This window comes from Rhizobium sp. Leaf321 (assembly GCF_001423215.1).
Taxonomy (GTDB): domain Bacteria; phylum Pseudomonadota; class Alphaproteobacteria; order Rhizobiales; family Rhizobiaceae; genus Neorhizobium; species Neorhizobium soli.
Genome location: NZ_LMOF01000008.1, coordinates 906,749 through 923,495 on the forward strand (window position 1 = coordinate 906,749; position 16,747 = coordinate 923,495).

The 16,747-nt window shown below is 61.2% G+C and carries 14 protein-coding genes; 11 read left to right on the forward strand and 3 right to left on the reverse strand.

Annotated elements, in window-relative coordinates; translation table 11 throughout:
- Window positions 1-1,029, reverse strand: coding sequence for a DUF2793 domain-containing protein (locus ASF70_RS21520; RefSeq protein WP_062582636.1), 1,029 nt, complete (start codon window positions 1,027-1,029; stop codon window positions 1-3).
- Window positions 1,030-1,292: 263 nt separating this feature from the next.
- On the opposite strand from ASF70_RS21520, the gene ASF70_RS21525 reads away from it, so the two are divergent.
- From ASF70_RS21525 to ASF70_RS21540, 4 genes are all read left to right on the forward strand, one after another.
- A complete protein-coding gene (locus ASF70_RS21525; protein ID WP_062582638.1) occupies window positions 1,293-2,546 on the forward strand; it encodes a sarcosine oxidase subunit beta family protein in 1,254 nt (417 codons plus the stop codon).
- 62 nt (window positions 2,547-2,608) lie between these two features.
- Window positions 2,609-2,881, forward strand: a complete 273-nt coding sequence (locus ASF70_RS21530; protein WP_062582640.1) for a sarcosine oxidase subunit delta — start codon at window positions 2,609-2,611, stop codon at window positions 2,879-2,881.
- On the forward strand, window positions 2,878-5,835 hold the full coding sequence (locus ASF70_RS21535) for a sarcosine oxidase subunit alpha family protein (RefSeq protein ID WP_062582642.1): 2,958 nt from the start codon (window positions 2,878-2,880) through the stop codon (window positions 5,833-5,835). Before ASF70_RS21530 ends, ASF70_RS21535 begins: the two co-directional genes overlap by 4 nt.
- A gap of 10 nt (window positions 5,836-5,845) precedes the next feature.
- Window positions 5,846-6,397: a sarcosine oxidase subunit gamma family protein gene (locus ASF70_RS21540; protein WP_062583164.1), complete on the forward strand. Its 552-nt coding sequence runs from the start codon at window positions 5,846-5,848 to the stop codon at window positions 6,395-6,397.
- 210 nt (window positions 6,398-6,607) lie between these two features.
- On the opposite strand, the gene ASF70_RS21545 is transcribed toward ASF70_RS21540, so the two are convergent.
- On the reverse strand, window positions 6,608-6,874 hold the full coding sequence (locus ASF70_RS21545) for a hypothetical protein (protein WP_062582644.1): 267 nt from the start codon (window positions 6,872-6,874) through the stop codon (window positions 6,608-6,610).
- Between the two features lie 206 nt (window positions 6,875-7,080).
- On the opposite strand from ASF70_RS21545, the gene ASF70_RS21550 reads away from it, so the two are divergent.
- The 7 genes from ASF70_RS21550 (at window position 7,081) to ASF70_RS21580 (ending at window position 15,344) form a co-directional block, all read left to right on the forward strand.
- Window positions 7,081-9,507 (forward strand): FAD-dependent oxidoreductase, encoded by a 2,427-nt coding sequence (locus ASF70_RS21550; RefSeq protein ID WP_062582646.1) that lies wholly within the window; start codon window positions 7,081-7,083, stop codon window positions 9,505-9,507.
- Between the two features lie 280 nt (window positions 9,508-9,787).
- Window positions 9,788-10,690: a branched-chain amino acid ABC transporter permease gene (locus ASF70_RS21555; protein WP_062455207.1), complete on the forward strand. Its 903-nt coding sequence runs from the start codon at window positions 9,788-9,790 to the stop codon at window positions 10,688-10,690.
- A 1-nt stretch (window position 10,691) separates the two neighbouring features.
- On the forward strand, window positions 10,692-12,080 hold the full coding sequence (livM, locus tag ASF70_RS21560; protein WP_062582647.1) for a high-affinity branched-chain amino acid ABC transporter permease LivM: 1,389 nt from the start codon (window positions 10,692-10,694) through the stop codon (window positions 12,078-12,080).
- A complete protein-coding gene (locus tag ASF70_RS21565; protein ID WP_062582650.1) occupies window positions 12,080-12,958 on the forward strand; it encodes an ABC transporter ATP-binding protein in 879 nt (292 codons plus the stop codon). Before livM ends, ASF70_RS21565 begins: the two co-directional genes overlap by 1 nt.
- The gene (locus tag ASF70_RS21570; RefSeq protein ID WP_062455212.1) at window positions 12,958-13,686 is read left to right on the forward strand and encodes an ABC transporter ATP-binding protein; all 729 of its coding nucleotides are present in this window, start codon (window positions 12,958-12,960) and stop codon (window positions 13,684-13,686) included. Before ASF70_RS21565 ends, ASF70_RS21570 begins: the two co-directional genes overlap by 1 nt.
- Before the next feature lie 39 nt (window positions 13,687-13,725).
- Entirely contained in the window at window positions 13,726-14,079 is a 354-nt protein-coding gene (locus ASF70_RS21575) for a DUF6867 family protein (RefSeq protein WP_062455213.1), read from the forward strand.
- 140 nt (window positions 14,080-14,219) lie between these two features.
- Entirely contained in the window at window positions 14,220-15,344 is a 1,125-nt protein-coding gene (locus ASF70_RS21580) for a branched-chain amino acid ABC transporter substrate-binding protein (protein ID WP_062455215.1), read from the forward strand.
- Window positions 15,345-15,468: 124 nt separating this feature from the next.
- Here the strand turns inward: ASF70_RS21580 and ASF70_RS21585 are convergent, their stop codons facing one another.
- Window positions 15,469-16,698 (reverse strand): hypothetical protein, encoded by a 1,230-nt coding sequence (locus ASF70_RS21585; RefSeq protein ID WP_244474100.1) that lies wholly within the window; start codon window positions 16,696-16,698, stop codon window positions 15,469-15,471.
- Window positions 16,699-16,747: the final 49 nt, after the last annotated feature.

The window sequence follows — 16,747 nt, forward strand, 5'->3', positions numbered from 1 at the left end:
TCAGAGCAGGGTCAGCGAGAGCTCCGTCTTGCCGGCACCCAGTGTCACCTGTGCGGTGCCGGAGTGCTGAAGCGTCAGGCTATCGCCTGCGCTCAGCGAAAACACGCCGCTTGCGCCTTGCGACTGCGCGCCACCCGTTATGCCGTTGAGTGTCATCAGTGTCTCCGTACCGTTGCGCAGCAGCACGGCTCCGTGTCCCGACGATGTGGTGACGACGAGATTGAGGGTGACGAGGTAGATGCCGGCTGCTGGAACCGTGATCCCGTTGCCGCCGCCGGCGGCCGAAGCGCCAAGTCCGAAACTGCCCTGGTTGAAGGCGTAGGTGGTAAAGCCGCTCTGCTGGCCTGATGTCGGCGTGAATGTGGTGCCGGTGCGATAGGCGCGCGCTGCCGGCTGGTTGGGTCGGCTGACACGACCTGTCGGGCTGATGGCGAGACCCGTGCGCCAGGTGGTGCCGTCGCTGATCTTGATGGAGAATTCGGTGTTTCCGGCAAGCCCCATTTCTGCGAACCCGGTCCAGTTGGACTGGAACAGCAGCGATGCGGTGTCGGTTGCGGCCGCTTTATTGATCTTGATCTGGTGGCCGTTGCCGGCGTGGTTGAAGAGGCTTGCAGGAGACGACAGCGACAGTCGGTTGGTGGCATCGGCGACAGCGTTTATGCCGAGCAGGCTCAGGGTGCCCTGATCCGGCAGCGGAACATCCCGCCAGGTAGCGCCGTCGAAGACCCGCATGCGAGAAGTTTCCGTAAACCAAGCCCGCCATCCCGTCTTCACGGTCAGGAAGTTCCAGGCGCCGTCCTGCCAGGCGGCGATGCAGCCGGTCTTGCCCGTCCATTCACCGGTTGCGCTAGCACCGACCAGATGGCGATTGCCCTCGGCCGGCGTCGTCGGCGGAGCCGACAGTTCGGAGAGGATTGTCAGATGCACCAGCGCGTCCAGAACAAGCAGCGTCTCGTTGTGGGTGACGTGCTTTTGCGCCTGCGACGGCAGGATGAAGGGCATGTCGAGTTGGGTGGTCGTATCGGGCATGTCGCGCTCCCAAAGGTTGGCTTGTGTTGGTCGCGTGGATTTTACGGCCGTGCCTGCGCGTAAGGATGTAACCCGTGTTAAGTGACTGAAATATAATACGTGCCTGCGCCAAAATCGGCGCCCGCAACGTCCGGCGTGGCGGGACGGCAACGGTGTGGGGGCTTGTCTCGCCATGGCTGGAAACAGGCGTTCCGATGTCCCGATTGCCCTTGTTTCTTCGTCCGCATGTGCGAATGTGGGCGCAACGAGCACGGGAACACGGCATGCGATATTCCGCCTTATCGATCATCAAGCAGGCGCTTTCGGGCAATCGTCGCTGGACGCCGGCATGGCGCGAGCCGGAGCCGAAACCGCATTACGATGTGATCATCGTCGGCGGTGGTGGCCATGGTCTGGCGACCGCCTATTACCTTGCCAAGGAATTCGGCATTACCAATGTCGCTGTCATCGAGAAGGGCTATATCGGCTCCGGCAATGTCGGCCGCAACACCACGATCATCCGCTCCAACTATCTGCTGGAAGGCAACAATCCGTTCTACGAGCTGTCGCTGAAGCTGTGGGAAGGGTTGGAGCGGGACTTCAACTACAATGCCATGGTGTCGCAGCGTGGCGTGCTGAACCTTTTTCATTCCGACGGCCAGCGCGATGAATACGCGCGTCGCGGCAATGCCATGCGGCTTCACGGCGTCGATGCGGATCTGCTCGACCGCGAACAGGTGCGCAGGCTCGCGCCTTATCTCAATTTCGACCACGGCCGCTTTCCCGTCATGGGCGGTCTGCTGCAAAAGCGCGGCGGCACGGTGCGTCACGATGCGGTGGCCTGGGGCTATGCGCGCGGGGCCGATGCCAGAGGCGTCGACATCATCCAGCATTGCGAGGTGACCGGCATTCGCCGGGGGCCGGGTGGCGAAGTCGAGGGTGTCGAGACGACGAAGGGGTTTATCGGCTGCAACCGGCTGGCGCTCGCCGCTGCCGGCAACACGACAACCGTCGGGCGAATGGCGGATCTGGCGCTGCCGATCGAGACGCATGTGCTGCAGGCCTTCGTGTCGGAGGGGCTGAAGCCGGTCATCGACAACGTCATCACCTATGGCGCGGGACATTTCTACATCTCGCAGTCGGACAAGGGCGGTCTCGTGTTCGGTGCCAATATCGACTACTATTCCTCCTACGCGCAGCGTGGCAATCTTGCGACCGTCGAGGAGACGATGCAGGAGGGCGTGTCGCTGATCCCCGGACTGTCTCGGGCCAAGGCGCTGCGGGCCTGGGGCGGCGTGATGGACATGTCGATGGACGGTTCGCCGATCATCGACCGCACGCCGATCGACAACCTCTACCTCAACGCCGGCTGGTGCTATGGCGGCTTCAAGGCCACGCCGGCCTCGGGCTTCTGCTTCGCGCATCTGATCGCCAAGAACGAAACCCATCACGTCTCGCGCTTCATGCGGCTCGACCGGTTCGAGCGAGGCTATGTGCTCGACGAGGGTGGCAAAGGCCCGCAACCGAACATGCACTGAGCCGTATCCGCACCGAGACGAAGACCCAAGACTGAGCCTGACACAAAGACCGAGATTAAGACATGGCAAGCCTGATTACCTGCCCCCATTGCGGAACGCGGCCGAAGGAAGAGTTTTCGGTGCGCGGCGCCGTGATTGCCCGCCCGTCGGCGTCCGAAAAGGACGAGGCCTGGCACCGCTATGTCTATGTCCGCGACAATCCGAAGGGTCGATATCAGGAATACTGGCATCACGCGGCCGGCTGCCGCCGTTGGCTGGTGGTCGATCGCGACAACCTTACGCATGAGGTCTTCGGCGTGACGGATGCGCAAGCGTCTCAGGAGGGGAGCCGATGAGCGCTTACCGTCTCGATGCCGGCGGTCTCGTCAACCGCGCCAATCCCCTGACATTCACGTTCGACGGCAAGAGCTATACCGGTTTCGACGGCGATACGCTCGCCTCGGCGCTGATTGCCAACGACCAGATGCTGATGGGCCGCAGCTTCAAGTATCACCGCCCGCGTGGCCCGGTGACATCAGGTTCCGCAGAGCCGAATGCTTTGATGACTGTTGGCAGCGGTGCCCGGTCCGAGCCGAACGTGCGCGCAACGGTGGCCGAGCTTTACAATGGCCTCACCGCCGTCAGCCAGAACCGCTGGCCGTCGCTTGCCTTCGATATGGGGGCCGTCAACGGCTTGCTGTCGCCGTTTCTTGGCGCAGGCTTCTACTACAAGACCTTCATGTGGCCGGCGATCTTCTGGGAAAAGCTCTACGAGCCTGTCATCCGCCGGGCCGCCGGTCTCGGCAAGCTGACCATGGAGGCGGATCCGGATCGCTACGAGAAAGCCTGGGCGCATTGCGACCTGCTGGTCGTCGGCTCAGGACCTGCGGGACTGATGGCGGCACTTTCTGCCGCCCGGGCCGGTGCGCGCGTGCTGATTGCCGATGAAAGCGCCCGCTTCGGCGGCTCGCTGCTTTCGGAAAACGTCGTGATCGGCGGGCAGGCGGCGAGCGACTATGCCGCCGGTCTGGTCGAGGAGCTCGCGTCCTTTCCGAATGTCACGATGATGCCGCGCACCACCGTGTTCGGCTGGTATGATGACATGGTGTTCGGCGCCGTCGAGCGGGTGCAGAAGCACGTGGAAACGCCGTCGCCGGATCTGCCGGTCGAGTGTGTCTGGCGCATCGTCGCCAAACGGGCGATCCTTGCCTCCGGTGCCGAAGAACGGCCTCTTGTGTTCGGCGGCAACGACCGCCCGGGCGTGATGACTGCGAATGCGGCGCGCACCTATCTCAATCGCTATGGCGTCGCTGTCGGCTCCAAGGTGGCCGTCTTCACCAACGGTGGCTCCGGTTATCGCACGGCGGCCGATCTTTCGGCCCGTGGCGTCGAGGTTGCCGCAATCATCGATGCGCGCGCCGCGTCCACCGATCCGGCGCCCTACGGCGTTCGTGTCATCCATGGCGGTGCCGTCGTCGCCACAAAAGGCCGCAACCGCATCGATGCGCTGGTGGCGGAGCGGGCCGGTTTCGAGGAAGAGATCGCCTGCGATGCGCTGGCCATGGCCGGCGGCTGGTCGCCGATCGTGCATCTGATGTGCCAGCGCGGTGCCAAGCCCGTCTGGTCGGACGCGGCGAAGGCGTTTCTGGCGCCGGATGTGGGATCAGGCTTTGTTGCTGCGGGATCCGCTGGCGGTGCCGACACCATTGCCGCCTGCCTTCGCGACGGGGCGTCGAAGGCAGCTGCGTTTTCGACCGAACTCGGCTTTGCCGCCTATGAAGCAAACATTCCCGAGGTGGAAGGCGAATACGATCCTGATTTCGCGCCGCTCTGGTATGTGCCGGGGACCAAGGACAAGGCCTTCGTCGATTTCCAGAACGACGTCCATGTCAGCGATCTCGGCCTCGCCCAGCGCGAGGGTTTCCGGCATATCGAGCACACCAAGCGCTATACAACGACCGGCATGGCGACCGATCAGGGCAAGCTCGGCAATGTCGCGACGATCGGGATCGTCGCTGCCATGCGCGGCGTATCACCGGCCGAAATCGGCACCACGACCTTCCGGCCGTTCTACACGCCGGTCTCGATGGGCGCGCTTGCGGGCACGTCGCGGGCCGAGCACGCAGCGCCGGTCAGGACCTCGCCGCTGCATGGCTGGGCGAAGAAGAACGGCGCGACCTTCGTGGAAAGCGGCCTCTGGTACCGGTCATCCTGGTTTGCGCGCGACGGCGAAAAGACCTGGCGCGACAGCGTCGACCGCGAAGTTCGAAACGTGCGCGAAAATGCTGGGCTCTGCGATGTCTCGACGCTCGGCAAAATCGAGATTTTTGGCAAGGGCGCGGCTGAATTCCTGAACCGGGTCTATTCCAACGCCTTCCTGAAGCTGCCGGTCGGCAAGGCGCGTTATGGCCTGATGCTGCGCGAAGACGGAATGGTGTCCGACGACGGCACGACCAGCCGCCTGTCGGAAAACCACTATGTGATGACCACCACGACAGCCTATGCGGCCGAAGTGATGGCGCATCTGGAATTTGCGAGCCAGACTTTCTGGCCTCATCTCGACGTGCGCTTCGTCTCTTCTTCCGACCAGTGGGCGCAGATGTCGCTGGCCGGTCCGAAGGCGCGGATCATCCTTGCCCGGATTGTGGAAGACGACATTTCCGATGCGGCGATGCCGTTTCTCGGTGCGAAGGTCGTCACGCTCAAGGGCGGGCTGAAGGCGCGCCTGTTCCGCATCTCGTTTTCGGGCGAACTCGCCTACGAACTGGCGGTACCCGCAGGCTATGGCGAAGCCGTGGCCGATGCGATCATGCAGGCAGGCCGCGAGGACGGGATCTGTGCCTACGGTGTCGAGGCGCTCAACGTCCTGCGCATCGAAAAAGGCTTTGTCACCCATGCCGAACTGGAAGGCCGCACGACACCCGACGATCTCGGTTACGGAAAGATGATGGCGATGACCAAGCCGGATTTCATCGGCAAGCGCCTCTCGACCCGTTTCGGCCTCACCGCCGCCGATCGCCTCCAACTCGTCGGCCTGAAGCCTGTGGAAACCGACAAGGAGTTCATGGCGGGCGCCCATCTGTTGAAAGATGGCGCGGCCGCGACGCTTGCGGGCGACCAGGGCTTCGTATCATCAGCCTGCTATTCGCCGACGCTCGGACACACGATCGGTCTCGGCCTTCTCAAATCCGGCCGCGAGCGGATCGGCGAGAAGATCACTGTCTGGGACGGCCTTCGCGGCACCGAAGTCGCGGCGGAAGTCTGCCTGCCGGTGTTTGTCGATCCGCAAAACACAAAACAGCATCTTTGAGGGCATGACGATGGCTCTGACACTTCTCCACCGCCATGCGCTCGAAGATCACATCCTGGGCTTCGAGACGAGCGCCAACCCCAACCACCTGTCCGTCGCGCGGCGGCCGGTGATCTTTTCGGTGCTTGCCCATGCGGGCCAGGAGCAGGCCGTGGGCCTAGCACTCAAGGCTGCCCCGGATATCGCGCCGCGCTTCTGCGGCCCGGCGGAATGGCTGGCGGTGTCGCTCACCGCAGGCTCAGAGACCGTTGCCGGTAACTTATCCGAAATATCCGGCGCCTCCGTCGTCGACCAGAGCGACGGCAAGGTGCTGATGGCGATTTCGGGACCCAGCGTGCGGCAGATCCTTGCAAAATGCGTCGGCGTTGATCTGCATCCGCAGGCGTTTGCGCAGGGGCATTCCGCAAACATGCTGTTCGGCCACGTCGCAGTGAATTTGGCGCGCACCGACCCCGATGCCTTCGAGATCATCACGCCCCGGTCGTTCGCCGGCTCGGTCTACGAAGAGCTGATGGAAATGGGCCGCGAATTCGCCCTGACGGCATCGTTTTCGGGCGGGTGACGGTGGTGGGCGGTTGCCCAAACTCCCCTCATCCTCGCCCTTGTGGCGGGGATCCAGCGACACGACGTCTGTCGGGTCAAAGACTCCTTCAGCTCAAGGACTTGAGCTGACTGGATCCCCGCCACAAGGGCGAGGATGAGGGAGGATAGGGTGTCGCTCTCGTCAAATGAGCTTCTTCAAGGTTGTCAGCGGTCTGAGCGTCGAAGCGCCTCAGTGCTTCTCGCGAACGAAGCTCCAGAGACCCTTTTCTTCGGATGCTGCCATGACGAGGTCCGGCCGCTTTTCGAGCGCCGGGACGAGACTGGAAAGGCCTTCGACGCGGTTCAGGAGGTCGACGAATTCGGGGGCGAGGTCCTCGGCGAAATCACGGCAAAAGCCTTGGATCACGCCGAACTCGATTGTCTTGCGCGGTGTCGCATCACGCATCGTGGTCAATACGCTGCCTACCAGTTCATCGAAGCTCAGCACGTTTGTCATGGCGCTATTCCCTGTTGCGTGGCGTTCATGACAAGGCATACGCGGCGATTGAAAAATTAGTTTCAGGCTCCGGTCGCAAGATGGCGCGAAACGAACAGCGACTATGTCGGAAACGACAAATCCGGGTTCGCAGAACAGCCTATTGGCAATTCTCGGGAGGTTCTAGGCTCACCCCAAACAGGCATCAAGTTAGGGGAACGGGATCCATGAAAAGCCATGCTCGAGTTGTCGTCATCGGTGGCGGTGTCGTCGGATGTTCGGTCCTCTACCATCTGACCAAGCTCGGCTGGAGCGATGTCGTGTTGCTCGAGCGTTCGGAGCTCACCTCCGGCTCCACTTGGCACGCGGCCGGCGGCATGCACACGATCAACGGCGATCCGAATGTCGCCAAGCTGCAGAAATACACGGTCGAACTCTATAAGGAGATCGAGGCCTATTCCGGCCAGGACATCGGCCTGCACATGACCTCCGGCCTGATGCTGGCGGCGACGCCGGAGCGGTTCGACTGGTTCAAGTCGCTTCTCGCGAAGGGCAAATACGCAAACGGCGAAGCGCGGCTTGTCTCGGTCGAGGAAGCGCATGCGATGATGCCGCTGCTCGACCCGACCCAGTTCGTGGGCGCCGTGTTCGATCCGCATGAGGGCCATCTCGACCCCTACGGCACCACCCATGCCTATGCGAAATCGGCCAAGAAGAACGGCGCCGAGATTTATCTGCACACCAAGGTCGAGGATCTGGTGCAGCGTCCCGACGGAACCTGGCGGGTGATCACCGACAAAGGCGAGATCCGCTGCGAACATGTGGTCAATGCCGCCGGTCTCTGGGCGCGCGAAGTGGGGCGCATGGTCGGGCTGGAACTGCCGGTTCTCGCCATGGAGCACATGTATCTGATCACCGAGGATATGCCCGAGGTCATCGACTTCAACAAGACTTCCGGTCGCGAGCTGATGCATTGCGTCGATTTCGACGGCGAGATCTACATTCGCCAGGAACGCAACGGCATGCTGATGGGCACCTATGAAAAGGACTGCCGGCCGTGGTCGCCGATCGAGACGCCCTGGACGTTCGGCCATGAACTTCTGGCCGAAGATCTGGAGCGCATCACGAACGAGCTGGAGGTTGGCTTCCGGCATTTCCCGGCCTTCAACAATGCCGGCATCAAGACGATCATCAACGGGCCCTTCACCTTTTCGCCTGATGGCAACCCGCTTGTTGGGCCCGTGCGCGGCATGACGAATTTCTGGTCGGCCTGCGCTGTCATGGCCGGGTTCAGCCAAGGCGGCGGCGTCGGGCTGGCGCTTGCCAACTGGATCGTCGAGGGCGATCCCGGCTTCGACGTGTTCGCCATGGATGTGACCCGTTACGGCGACTATGCGTCGCTTGCCTATACCAATGCGAAGGTGCGCGAAAACTATTCCCGCCGCTTCTCGATCCGCTACCCGAACGAGGAACTGCCGGCTGCGCGGCCACTGCTGACGACGCCGATCTACGACGCGCTGAAGGCGAGGGGTGCGGTGTTCGGCGCGTCCTACGGGTTGGAAACGCCGCTGTGGTTTGCGCCAGAGGGCGTCAAGGATGCGTTTTCCTGGCGTCGTTCCACCGATTTCGAGCATGTCGGCCGCGAGGCAAAGGCGGTGCGCGACAGCGTCGGGCTGATGGAGACATCCGGGTTCGCCAAATATTCGATCGGGGGCGAGGGCGCGCATGCCTGGCTCGATCATATTCTCGCGGGCAAGGTTCCGCCCGTCGGCCGCATGGCGCTGTCGCCGATGCTGAACGAGGCCGGCAATCTGATCGGCGATTTCACGCTCGCCAATCTCGGCGACGATGCGTTCCTGCTGATCGGCTCCGGTATTGCCGAAGACTTTCATATGCGCTGGTTCGAGACGCATCTGCCGGACGATGATTCGGTTTCGTTCGATTGCCTCAATCTCGGTCTGGTCGGCCTGTCGATTGCGGGCCCCCGGTCACGCGATGTGCTGCAAAAACTCACCCATCTCGACCTGTCGGATCCGGCTCTGCCGTTCATGGGCATTGTCGAGATCGATCTCGGCATGGCGCCGGTCATCCTCGGCCGTGTCAGCTATACCGGCGATCTCGGCTTCGAGCTTTGGATGAAGCCGGAATATCAGCGCTATCTGTTCGATCTCATCATGGAGGCCGGTTCGGAGTTCGGGATCACCCTGTTCGGCCTCCGCGCCTTGAATGCGCTACGTGTCGAAAAATCCTTCGGCAGCTGGTCTCGCGAATACCGGCCGCTTTACGGTCCCGTGGAAGCGGGGCTCGGTCGCTTTATCGCCTATGGCAAGGAGGCCGATTTCATCGGCAAGGCCGCGGCGATCGAGGAAAAGGCGGAGGGCGGCGCGCTGCGTCTCGTCACCTTCGTCGTCGATGCAAAAGATGCGGACGTGCTCGGCGACGAGCCGATCTCGCTTGACGGCCAGGTCTGCGGCTGGGTGACCTCGGGTGGATACGCCCATGCCGCCGGCGTGTCGGTCGCCATGGGCTATGTGCCGAAAGAGGTCTCCCTAACGGAGGAGGGGTGGCAGATCGAGGTGCTCGGCGAGATGCTCATCGCCCGGCTTCAGCCGCATCCGATCTTTGACGCCAACGGGTCGCGCATGCGGTCCTGACCGTCGAAAGCTGAAGAAGCGGATAAGCCAAGACCGAAGCAGACCAGAGGTTATTTCTCTATAGTTTTTGCCATTCGTGTGGAAATCGTGCCGTTTTTTCAACAATGCCAAGCGGATTTGCGTCACGTGCTGCAAAAGCCACTGAAATTATGTCTGCCTCTTTCTTTTGCACTTCACATTTCGATCGAAACCGGTAGGAATCAAAAAAATTGAAGATCCTATCAGGGACATTCAAGCGAAAGATGCGGCCGCCAAGGATCGCATCCGCAGGGGAAAATATATGGAATATTTTATCCAGCAGCTCATAAACGGGCTGACTCTCGGATCCATCTATGGGCTCGTGGCAATCGGCTATACGATGGTTTACGGCATCATCGGCATGATCAACTTTGCCCATGGTGACATCTTCATGCTCGGCGGCTTTGCCGCGCTGATCGTGTTCCTGCTTGCCACATCCTTCTTCGCCGGCATTCCGGTGGCGCTGCTGCTTTTGCTGATGCTGCTCGTCGGCATGCTGATGACAGGCCTGTGGAACTGGACGATCGAGCGGATCGCCTACCGTCCGCTGCGCGGCTCGTTCCGCCTGGCGCCGCTGATCACCGCGATCGGCATGTCGATCTTCCTGTCGAACTTCATCCAGGTGACGCAGGGTCCGCGCAACAAGCCGATCCCGCCGCTGGTCACCGACACCTATCATTTCGGTGCGATCACGGTGTCGCTGAAGCAGATCCTGATCGTCGTGATCACCTCGATCCTGCTGTTTGCGTTCTGGTACATCGTCAACAAGACGCCGCTCGGCCGTGCCCAGCGCGCCACCGAACAGGATCGCAAGATGGCGGCTCTGCTCGGCGTCGACGTCGACAAGACGATCTCGATCACCTTCATCATGGGCGCGGCTCTCGCTGCCGTCGCCGGTGCCATGTACCTGATGTATTACGGTGTCGCCTCGTTCAACGACGGCTTCATTCCGGGTGTGAAGGCATTCACCGCAGCCGTTCTCGGCGGCATCGGCTCGCTGCCGGGCGCTGTTCTCGGCGGGTTGCTGATCGGCCTCATCGAAAGCCTGTGGTCGGCGTATTTCTCGATCGCCTACAAGGATGTCGCGACCTTTGCGATCCTCGCCTTCGTGCTGATCTTCAAGCCGACCGGCATCCTCGGTCGTCCTGAAGTGGAGAAGGTGTAACATGGCGACCGTATCGGAAACCGTTCCCAACAACGTCATGGCCAGGGCGATCAAGGAAGGCATCTTTGCAGGCGTCATCGCCTTCCTGATGTTCCTCCTGTTCGTCGGCATCGAGACCTATCAGGACATCAACAACCAGCTCGTCTGGCGCACCCGCTGGGGCCTGCTTGCGGTGTTCGTGGCAGTCGCTGCCGTCGGTCGCTTCCTGACCGTCGCCTTTATCAAGCCCCATCTCGACCGTCGCAAACTTGCCAAGGCCAAAGCCGGCATTCTCGAGATTTCGGAAGAGAAGAGCTTCTTCCATCGCCACTTCCTCAAGTTCGCGCTGGTCTTCCTGCTCATCTATCCATTCCTGTCGCTGCTGATCGTCGGCAAGCAGGGCTCGCTGAAATATGTCGATAACTTCGGCATCCAGATCCTTATCTACGTTATGCTCGCCTGGGGCCTCAACATCGTCGTCGGTCTCGCCGGTCTGCTCGATCTTGGCTATGTCGCCTTCTATGCGGTCGGCGCCTATTCCTACGCGCTTCTGTCATCCTATTTCGGCTTCTCGTTCTGGCTGCTGCTGCCGATGTCCGGCATTCTCGCCGCACTCTGGGGCGTCATCCTCGGCTTCCCGGTGTTGAGATTGCGGGGTGACTACCTTGCCATCGTGACGCTCGCCTTCGGGGAAATCATCCGGCTTGTTCTGATCAACTGGACTGATGTCACCAAGGGCACGTTCGGTATCTCGGGCATCGCCAAGGCGTCGTTCTTCGGCATCTGGTCGTTCGATACGGGCTCCCCGAACAATTTCGTCAAGGCCTGGGGCCTCTCGGCTTCGTCGGTCTATTACAAGATCTTCCTGTTCTACATCATCCTCGCGCTCTGCATGCTGACGGCCTACGTCACCATTCGCCTGCGTCGCATGCCGATCGGTCGTGCATGGGAAGCGTTGCGCGAAGATGAAATCGCCTGCCGCTCGCTCGGCATCAACACCGTCACCACCAAGCTCACGGCATTTGCCACGGGCGCGATGTTCGGCGGTTTTGCAGGCTCGTTCTTTGCGACCCGCCAGGGCTTCGTCTCTCCGGAAAGCTTCGTCTTCCTGGAATCTGCGGTCATCCTGGCTATCGTGGTTCTCGGCGGCATGGGTTCTCTGACCGGTATCGCGATCGCCGCTGTCATCATGGTCGGCGGCACCGAAATCCTGCGCGAGATGTCTTTCCTGAAGATCATCTTCGGCCCCGACTTCACCCCGGAACTCTACCGCATGCTGCTGTTCGGGCTGGCGATGATCATCGTCATGCTGTTCAAGCCGCGTGGCTTCGTGGGCTCGCGTGAGCCGACAGCCTTCCTGAAGGAGCGCAAGGCCATCTCCGGCAGCTTCACCAAGGAAGGCCACGGCTGATGGCGACGGATATGACGACTATGACGAAAGACACGATCCTGAGGGTCGAGCATCTGTCGATGCGGTTTGGTGGCCTGATGGCGATCGACGACTTCTCGTTCGAAGCCAAGCGCGGCGAAATCACCGCGCTGATCGGCCCGAACGGCGCCGGAAAGACGACGGTGTTCAACTGCATCACCGGCTTTTACAAGCCGACGATGGGCATGCTGACCCTGCATCGCAGCAACGGCCGGGAGTTCCTTCTGGAACGCCTTCGCGATTTCGAGATCAACAAGGTCGCGGGCGTTGCCCGTACCTTCCAGAACATCCGGCTGTTTTCCGGCCTGACGGTTCTCGAAAACCTGCTGGTCGCGCAGCACAACGAGTTGATGAAGGCTTCGGGTTACACGATCCTCGGCCTCTTGGGTCTGCCGACCTATAAGAACGCTGCCAAGGCCGCGATCGAAAAGGCCGAATACTGGCTGGACAAGGCGGATCTGACAGACCGCGCCGACGACCCGGCCGGCGATCTTTCCTATGGTGCCCAGCGCCGGCTGGAAATTGCCCGCGCCATGTGCACAGGGCCGGAACTTCTGTGCCTGGACGAGCCCGCCGCCGGCCTCAACCCGAAGGAATCGCTGACGCTCAACGCGCTGTTGCGCGGCATCCGCGACGAAGGCACGTCGCTGCTCCTGATCGAGCACGACATGTCCGTCGTCATGGAGATTTCGGATCACGTCGTGGTTCTGGAATACGGCCAGAAGATTTCCGACGGAACGCCTGATCACGTGAAGAACGACCCGAGGGTGATCGCAGCCTATCTCGGCGTCGAGGATGATGAAGTTGAAGAAATCGAGGAAAAGCTCGACAAGGGCATTATTGAAGAGGGGTCCGTCTGATGGCCGGTGAACCCCTTCTGAAAGTCCAGGGCGTCGAAACCTACTACGGCAACATCCGGGCCCTCGACGGCGTCAATGTCGAAGTCAACAAGGGCGAGATCGTCAGTCTGATCGGCGCCAACGGTGCCGGCAAGTCGACGCTGATGATGACGATCTGCGGCAGCCCGCAGGCCCGCAAGGGTCAGGTCATCTTCGACGGCGAAGACATCACGCAGGTGCCGACGCATCTGATCGCGCGTCGGCGTATCGCCCAGTCGCCGGAAGGCCGCCGCATCTTTCCGCGCATGACCGTGCACGAAAACCTGCAGATGGGCGCCGGTCTCGACAACCTCAAGTATTTCAAAGAGGACGTCGAAAAGATCTTCACCCTGTTTCCGCGCCTCAAGGAACGCCAGGCCCAACGCGGCGGCACGCTTTCGGGCGGCGAGCAGCAGATGCTGTCGATCGGCCGTGCGCTGATGGCGCGTCCGAAACTGCTTCTCCTGGACGAGCCGTCGCTCGGCCTCGCACCACTGATCGTCAAGGGCATTTTCGAGGCGATCAAGAAGCTGAACAAGGAAGAGGGGCTCACCGTCTTCCTCGTCGAGCAGAACGCGTTTGCGGCACTCAAACTGTCCGATCGCGCGTATGTGATGGTCAATGGCAAGGTGACGATGTCCGGCTCCGGCAAGGAACTGCTCGCAAATCCCGAAGTCCGCGCCGCCTATCTCGAGGGGGGCCGGCATTGAGCACCATGATCATCATTCCGGCGACCGGGGGACACTGAGATGCAGGGCCTGTTTTTCGAAACCGATACTGGCGTGCGTTATTTCCTGCGCGCACTCGTCATGGTCCTCGGCTTCTGGACGGCGTGGCGCGCCGGCAAGGCGGTCGCAGAAGGCTGGAACGGCTATGGCCATGTCATCGCCTACACGCTGCTTCTGGCCGTCGCGATGCAGTTCATGCACTACGCGCTGTTCCAGGGACCGTTCATCAGCCCGTTCCATTACATCATCGATGTGGTGCTGCTGATGGCGTTTTCCATCTCCGGATTCCGCATTCGCCGCACCCGTCAGATGGTTCAGAACTACTACTGGCTCTATCAGCCTGTCTCCGCTTTCTCATGGAAGAAGAAAGATTGACAGTCGCTCATTTCTGACTTCAGATTGGGTTGGGTCAAATAAGAATACACCAGAGGGTGGAACATTTCTCCGGCGCAATGATGGTGGGTATTGCGTCCGGGTCCCAAAAAACCGCTCACCTAAAAACTGGGAGTAAATCAATGAAGAAGTCTCTTCTTTCCGCCGTCGCGCTGACGGCGATGGTCGCATTCAGCGGCAACGCCTGGGCCGATATCATCATCGGCGTTGGCGGCCCGCTGACCGGCCCGAATGCTGCATTCGGCGCGCAGCTGCAGAAGGGTGCTGAACAGGCTATCGCCGATATCAATGCCGCCGGCGGCATCAACGGCGAAAAGCTGGTCATCGCGCTCGGCGACGACGTTTCCGATCCGAAGCAGGGCATTTCCGTTGCCAACAAGTTCGCGTCCGATGGCGTGAAGTATGTTGTCGGTCACTTCAACTCGGGCGTTTCGATCCCGGCTTCGCAGGAAGTCTATGCCGAAAACGGCATGCTCGAAGTCACCCCTGCAGCAACCAACCCTGTCTTCACCGAGCGCGGCCTGTGGAACACGTTCCGCACCTGCGGCCGTGACGACCAGCAGGGCGGCGTCGCCGGCAAGTATCTTGCCGAGAAGTTCGCCGATGCAAAGATCGCGATCATCGACGACAAGACACCTTACGGCCAGGGTCTCGCTGAAGAAACCATGAAAGCCTACAACGCGGCCGGCAAGAAGCAGGTCATCCGCGAAGGCGTCAACGTCGGCGACAAGGACTTCTCGGCGCTGATTTCCAAGATGAAGGAAGCCGGCGTTTCGATCATCTACTGGGGTGGTCTCCACACGGAAGCCGGCCTGATCATCCGTCAGGCGAAGGATGCTGGCCTCAAGGCAACGCTCGTATCGGGTGACGGTATCGTCTCCAACGAACTGGCCTCGATCGCTGGCGATGCCGTCGAAGGCACGCTGAACACGTTCGGCCCCGATCCGACACTGCGTCCTGAGAACAAGGAACTGGTTGCCAAGTTCAAGGCTGCCGGCTTCAACCCTGAAGCCTACACGCTCTATTCCTACGCAGCCGTTCAGGTCATCGCCGAAGGCATCAAGCTTGCTGGCAGCCCTGACGACGCAGAAGTCGTTGCCAAGGCTCTCAAGGAAAAGGGTCCGTTCAAGACCGTTCTCGGCGACATGGCTTTCGACGCCAAGGGCGACCCGAAGCTCCCAGGCTACGTCATGTACGAGTGGAAGAAGGGTCCGGACGGCAAGTACAGCTACTTCCCGCAGGGCTGAGCCTTCAAGGCTTGAACCATCGATTGACAGGAAGCCCGGCCATTGGCCGGGCTTTTTGCATTGATGCCTGCAGGGTTCAGATATCGAGCTCTAAGTTTCCCGAGCTCAAACCCTGAAAATCCCATCAGAAACTTTCGGGGGTGAAACTGGCAAACCGCACGGCGGGGAGAGGGCCGGCGGTCATCAGTGTGAAATCGAAATTCGACTTTGCTTCCGATCCCAGAACGTATTGACGGTGCACGCGCAGGAAATCGCGCTTGATCCTGTTGTAGCGCTCGGGCGCCATCATCCGCTTGACCCTGATGAAGGCAAGCGTCGCCTGGGGTGCATCTTCATGTCCTGCCAGCGCCACGACGCGGCTCTTGTAGAAATGAATGCTGTCGGTGAGGCACTGAACCTCCAGCCAGAAGATCTGTGGTGCTCGGGCAATGCGGCCGACACAGGCGCGCAATGTTGCGGCAGGCCGCAGCAGCGAGCATTGCAGGATCGCGCCTCCCAGCGTCACGAAGCTCGCCTTGCGGTCGCTCTGATCTGCGCCCCGCCTGAACACATCAGGATTTTCCGCAAGCAGCATGCCGATCACGTGGGTGGCGACAGCCGATCCCATGCTGTGCGACGTGATGAGATATTCGTCCGCATCCTCAGTCAGTGCCTCGCGGACACCCTCCATGCAGCTCGCCAGCCAGGCGTTGACATCGGGCCTGTCGAGATTGCCCATCGCGTCGGCCATCTCCCAGTCGGCAAACAGGTGCAGCGTGTGAAACCGTGCCATGAAGGGCAGGAAGGCGTAGCGGAACAGCGCAAGACCAAGCGGTATGCTCCACAACAGATGCAACATATTGAGCCCGAGCAGTGCGGGCAGGGCAGCGATCACGGCGGTGAGCCCAAGCGCTACCGCCACCAGCAGGAATGGAAACAGGAAAAACAGGCCGAACCGCCATGCATGCCTGAGATAGCCGGCCATGCCGCCCTGGGTGACGATGCGCAAGGCGCTTCCATAACCGTTGAGAATACGGCGCAGCAGCGGCTTGCCGTTCAGGCTGTCCACCAGCGCGCAATGGTCGAAGATGTAGAACCGGCTTTGCGTGCCGCCGTCGGCTGGATCCGGGGCGCTACAGGCGATGTCGAAATACGCAGTCTTTGCGGTCCGCTGCAGATCGCCCGCCTGGAGATCCAGGTTCCATGTCTTAGCGCTCTGGGCCGCCGCGCGCACATAGCGGGCATGGTGCATGCCGGCATCGAGCGGCTCGAAGCCCGGGAAATGCAGGACGACGCGTTTCCTCACCCGTTCCGCCGTCGGGGAGTTATCTGCGTCGTGGGGCGTCTGTGCCGTCAAAGGCGATTGAGTAGTCATGACTGCGGAGTTCCGGATGCGGCTTTTCTAAGCCGTTGAGGGTGCGCGC

What these genes read in the sequence shown, in the direction of transcription:
- ASF70_RS21585 (WP_244474100.1), bottom strand. Translation starts at nt 16,698, where the DNA reads ATGACTACTCAATCGCCTTTGACGGCACAGACGCCCCACGACGCAGAT.
- ASF70_RS21570 (WP_062455212.1), top strand. Translation starts at nt 12,958, where the DNA reads ATGGCCGGTGAACCCCTTCTGAAAGTCCAGGGCGTCGAAACCTACTAC.
- ASF70_RS21575 (WP_062455213.1), top strand. Translation starts at nt 13,726, where the DNA reads ATGCAGGGCCTGTTTTTCGAAACCGATACTGGCGTGCGTTATTTCCTG.
- ASF70_RS21565 (WP_062582650.1), top strand. Translation starts at nt 12,080, where the DNA reads ATGGCGACGGATATGACGACTATGACGAAAGACACGATCCTGAGGGTC.
- ASF70_RS21530 (WP_062582640.1), top strand. Translation starts at nt 2,609, where the DNA reads ATGGCAAGCCTGATTACCTGCCCCCATTGCGGAACGCGGCCGAAGGAA.
- ASF70_RS21580 (WP_062455215.1), top strand. Translation starts at nt 14,220, where the DNA reads ATGAAGAAGTCTCTTCTTTCCGCCGTCGCGCTGACGGCGATGGTCGCA.
- ASF70_RS21545 (WP_062582644.1), bottom strand. Translation starts at nt 6,874, where the DNA reads ATGACAAACGTGCTGAGCTTCGATGAACTGGTAGGCAGCGTATTGACC.
- ASF70_RS21525 (WP_062582638.1), top strand. Translation starts at nt 1,293, where the DNA reads ATGCGATATTCCGCCTTATCGATCATCAAGCAGGCGCTTTCGGGCAAT.
- ASF70_RS21555 (WP_062455207.1), top strand. Translation starts at nt 9,788, where the DNA reads ATGGAATATTTTATCCAGCAGCTCATAAACGGGCTGACTCTCGGATCC.
- livM (WP_062582647.1), top strand. Translation starts at nt 10,692, where the DNA reads ATGGCGACCGTATCGGAAACCGTTCCCAACAACGTCATGGCCAGGGCG.
- ASF70_RS21550 (WP_062582646.1), top strand. Translation starts at nt 7,081, where the DNA reads ATGAAAAGCCATGCTCGAGTTGTCGTCATCGGTGGCGGTGTCGTCGGA.
- ASF70_RS21520 (WP_062582636.1), bottom strand. Translation starts at nt 1,029, where the DNA reads ATGCCCGATACGACCACCCAACTCGACATGCCCTTCATCCTGCCGTCG.
- ASF70_RS21535 (WP_062582642.1), top strand. Translation starts at nt 2,878, where the DNA reads ATGAGCGCTTACCGTCTCGATGCCGGCGGTCTCGTCAACCGCGCCAAT.
- ASF70_RS21540 (WP_062583164.1), top strand. Translation starts at nt 5,846, where the DNA reads ATGGCTCTGACACTTCTCCACCGCCATGCGCTCGAAGATCACATCCTG.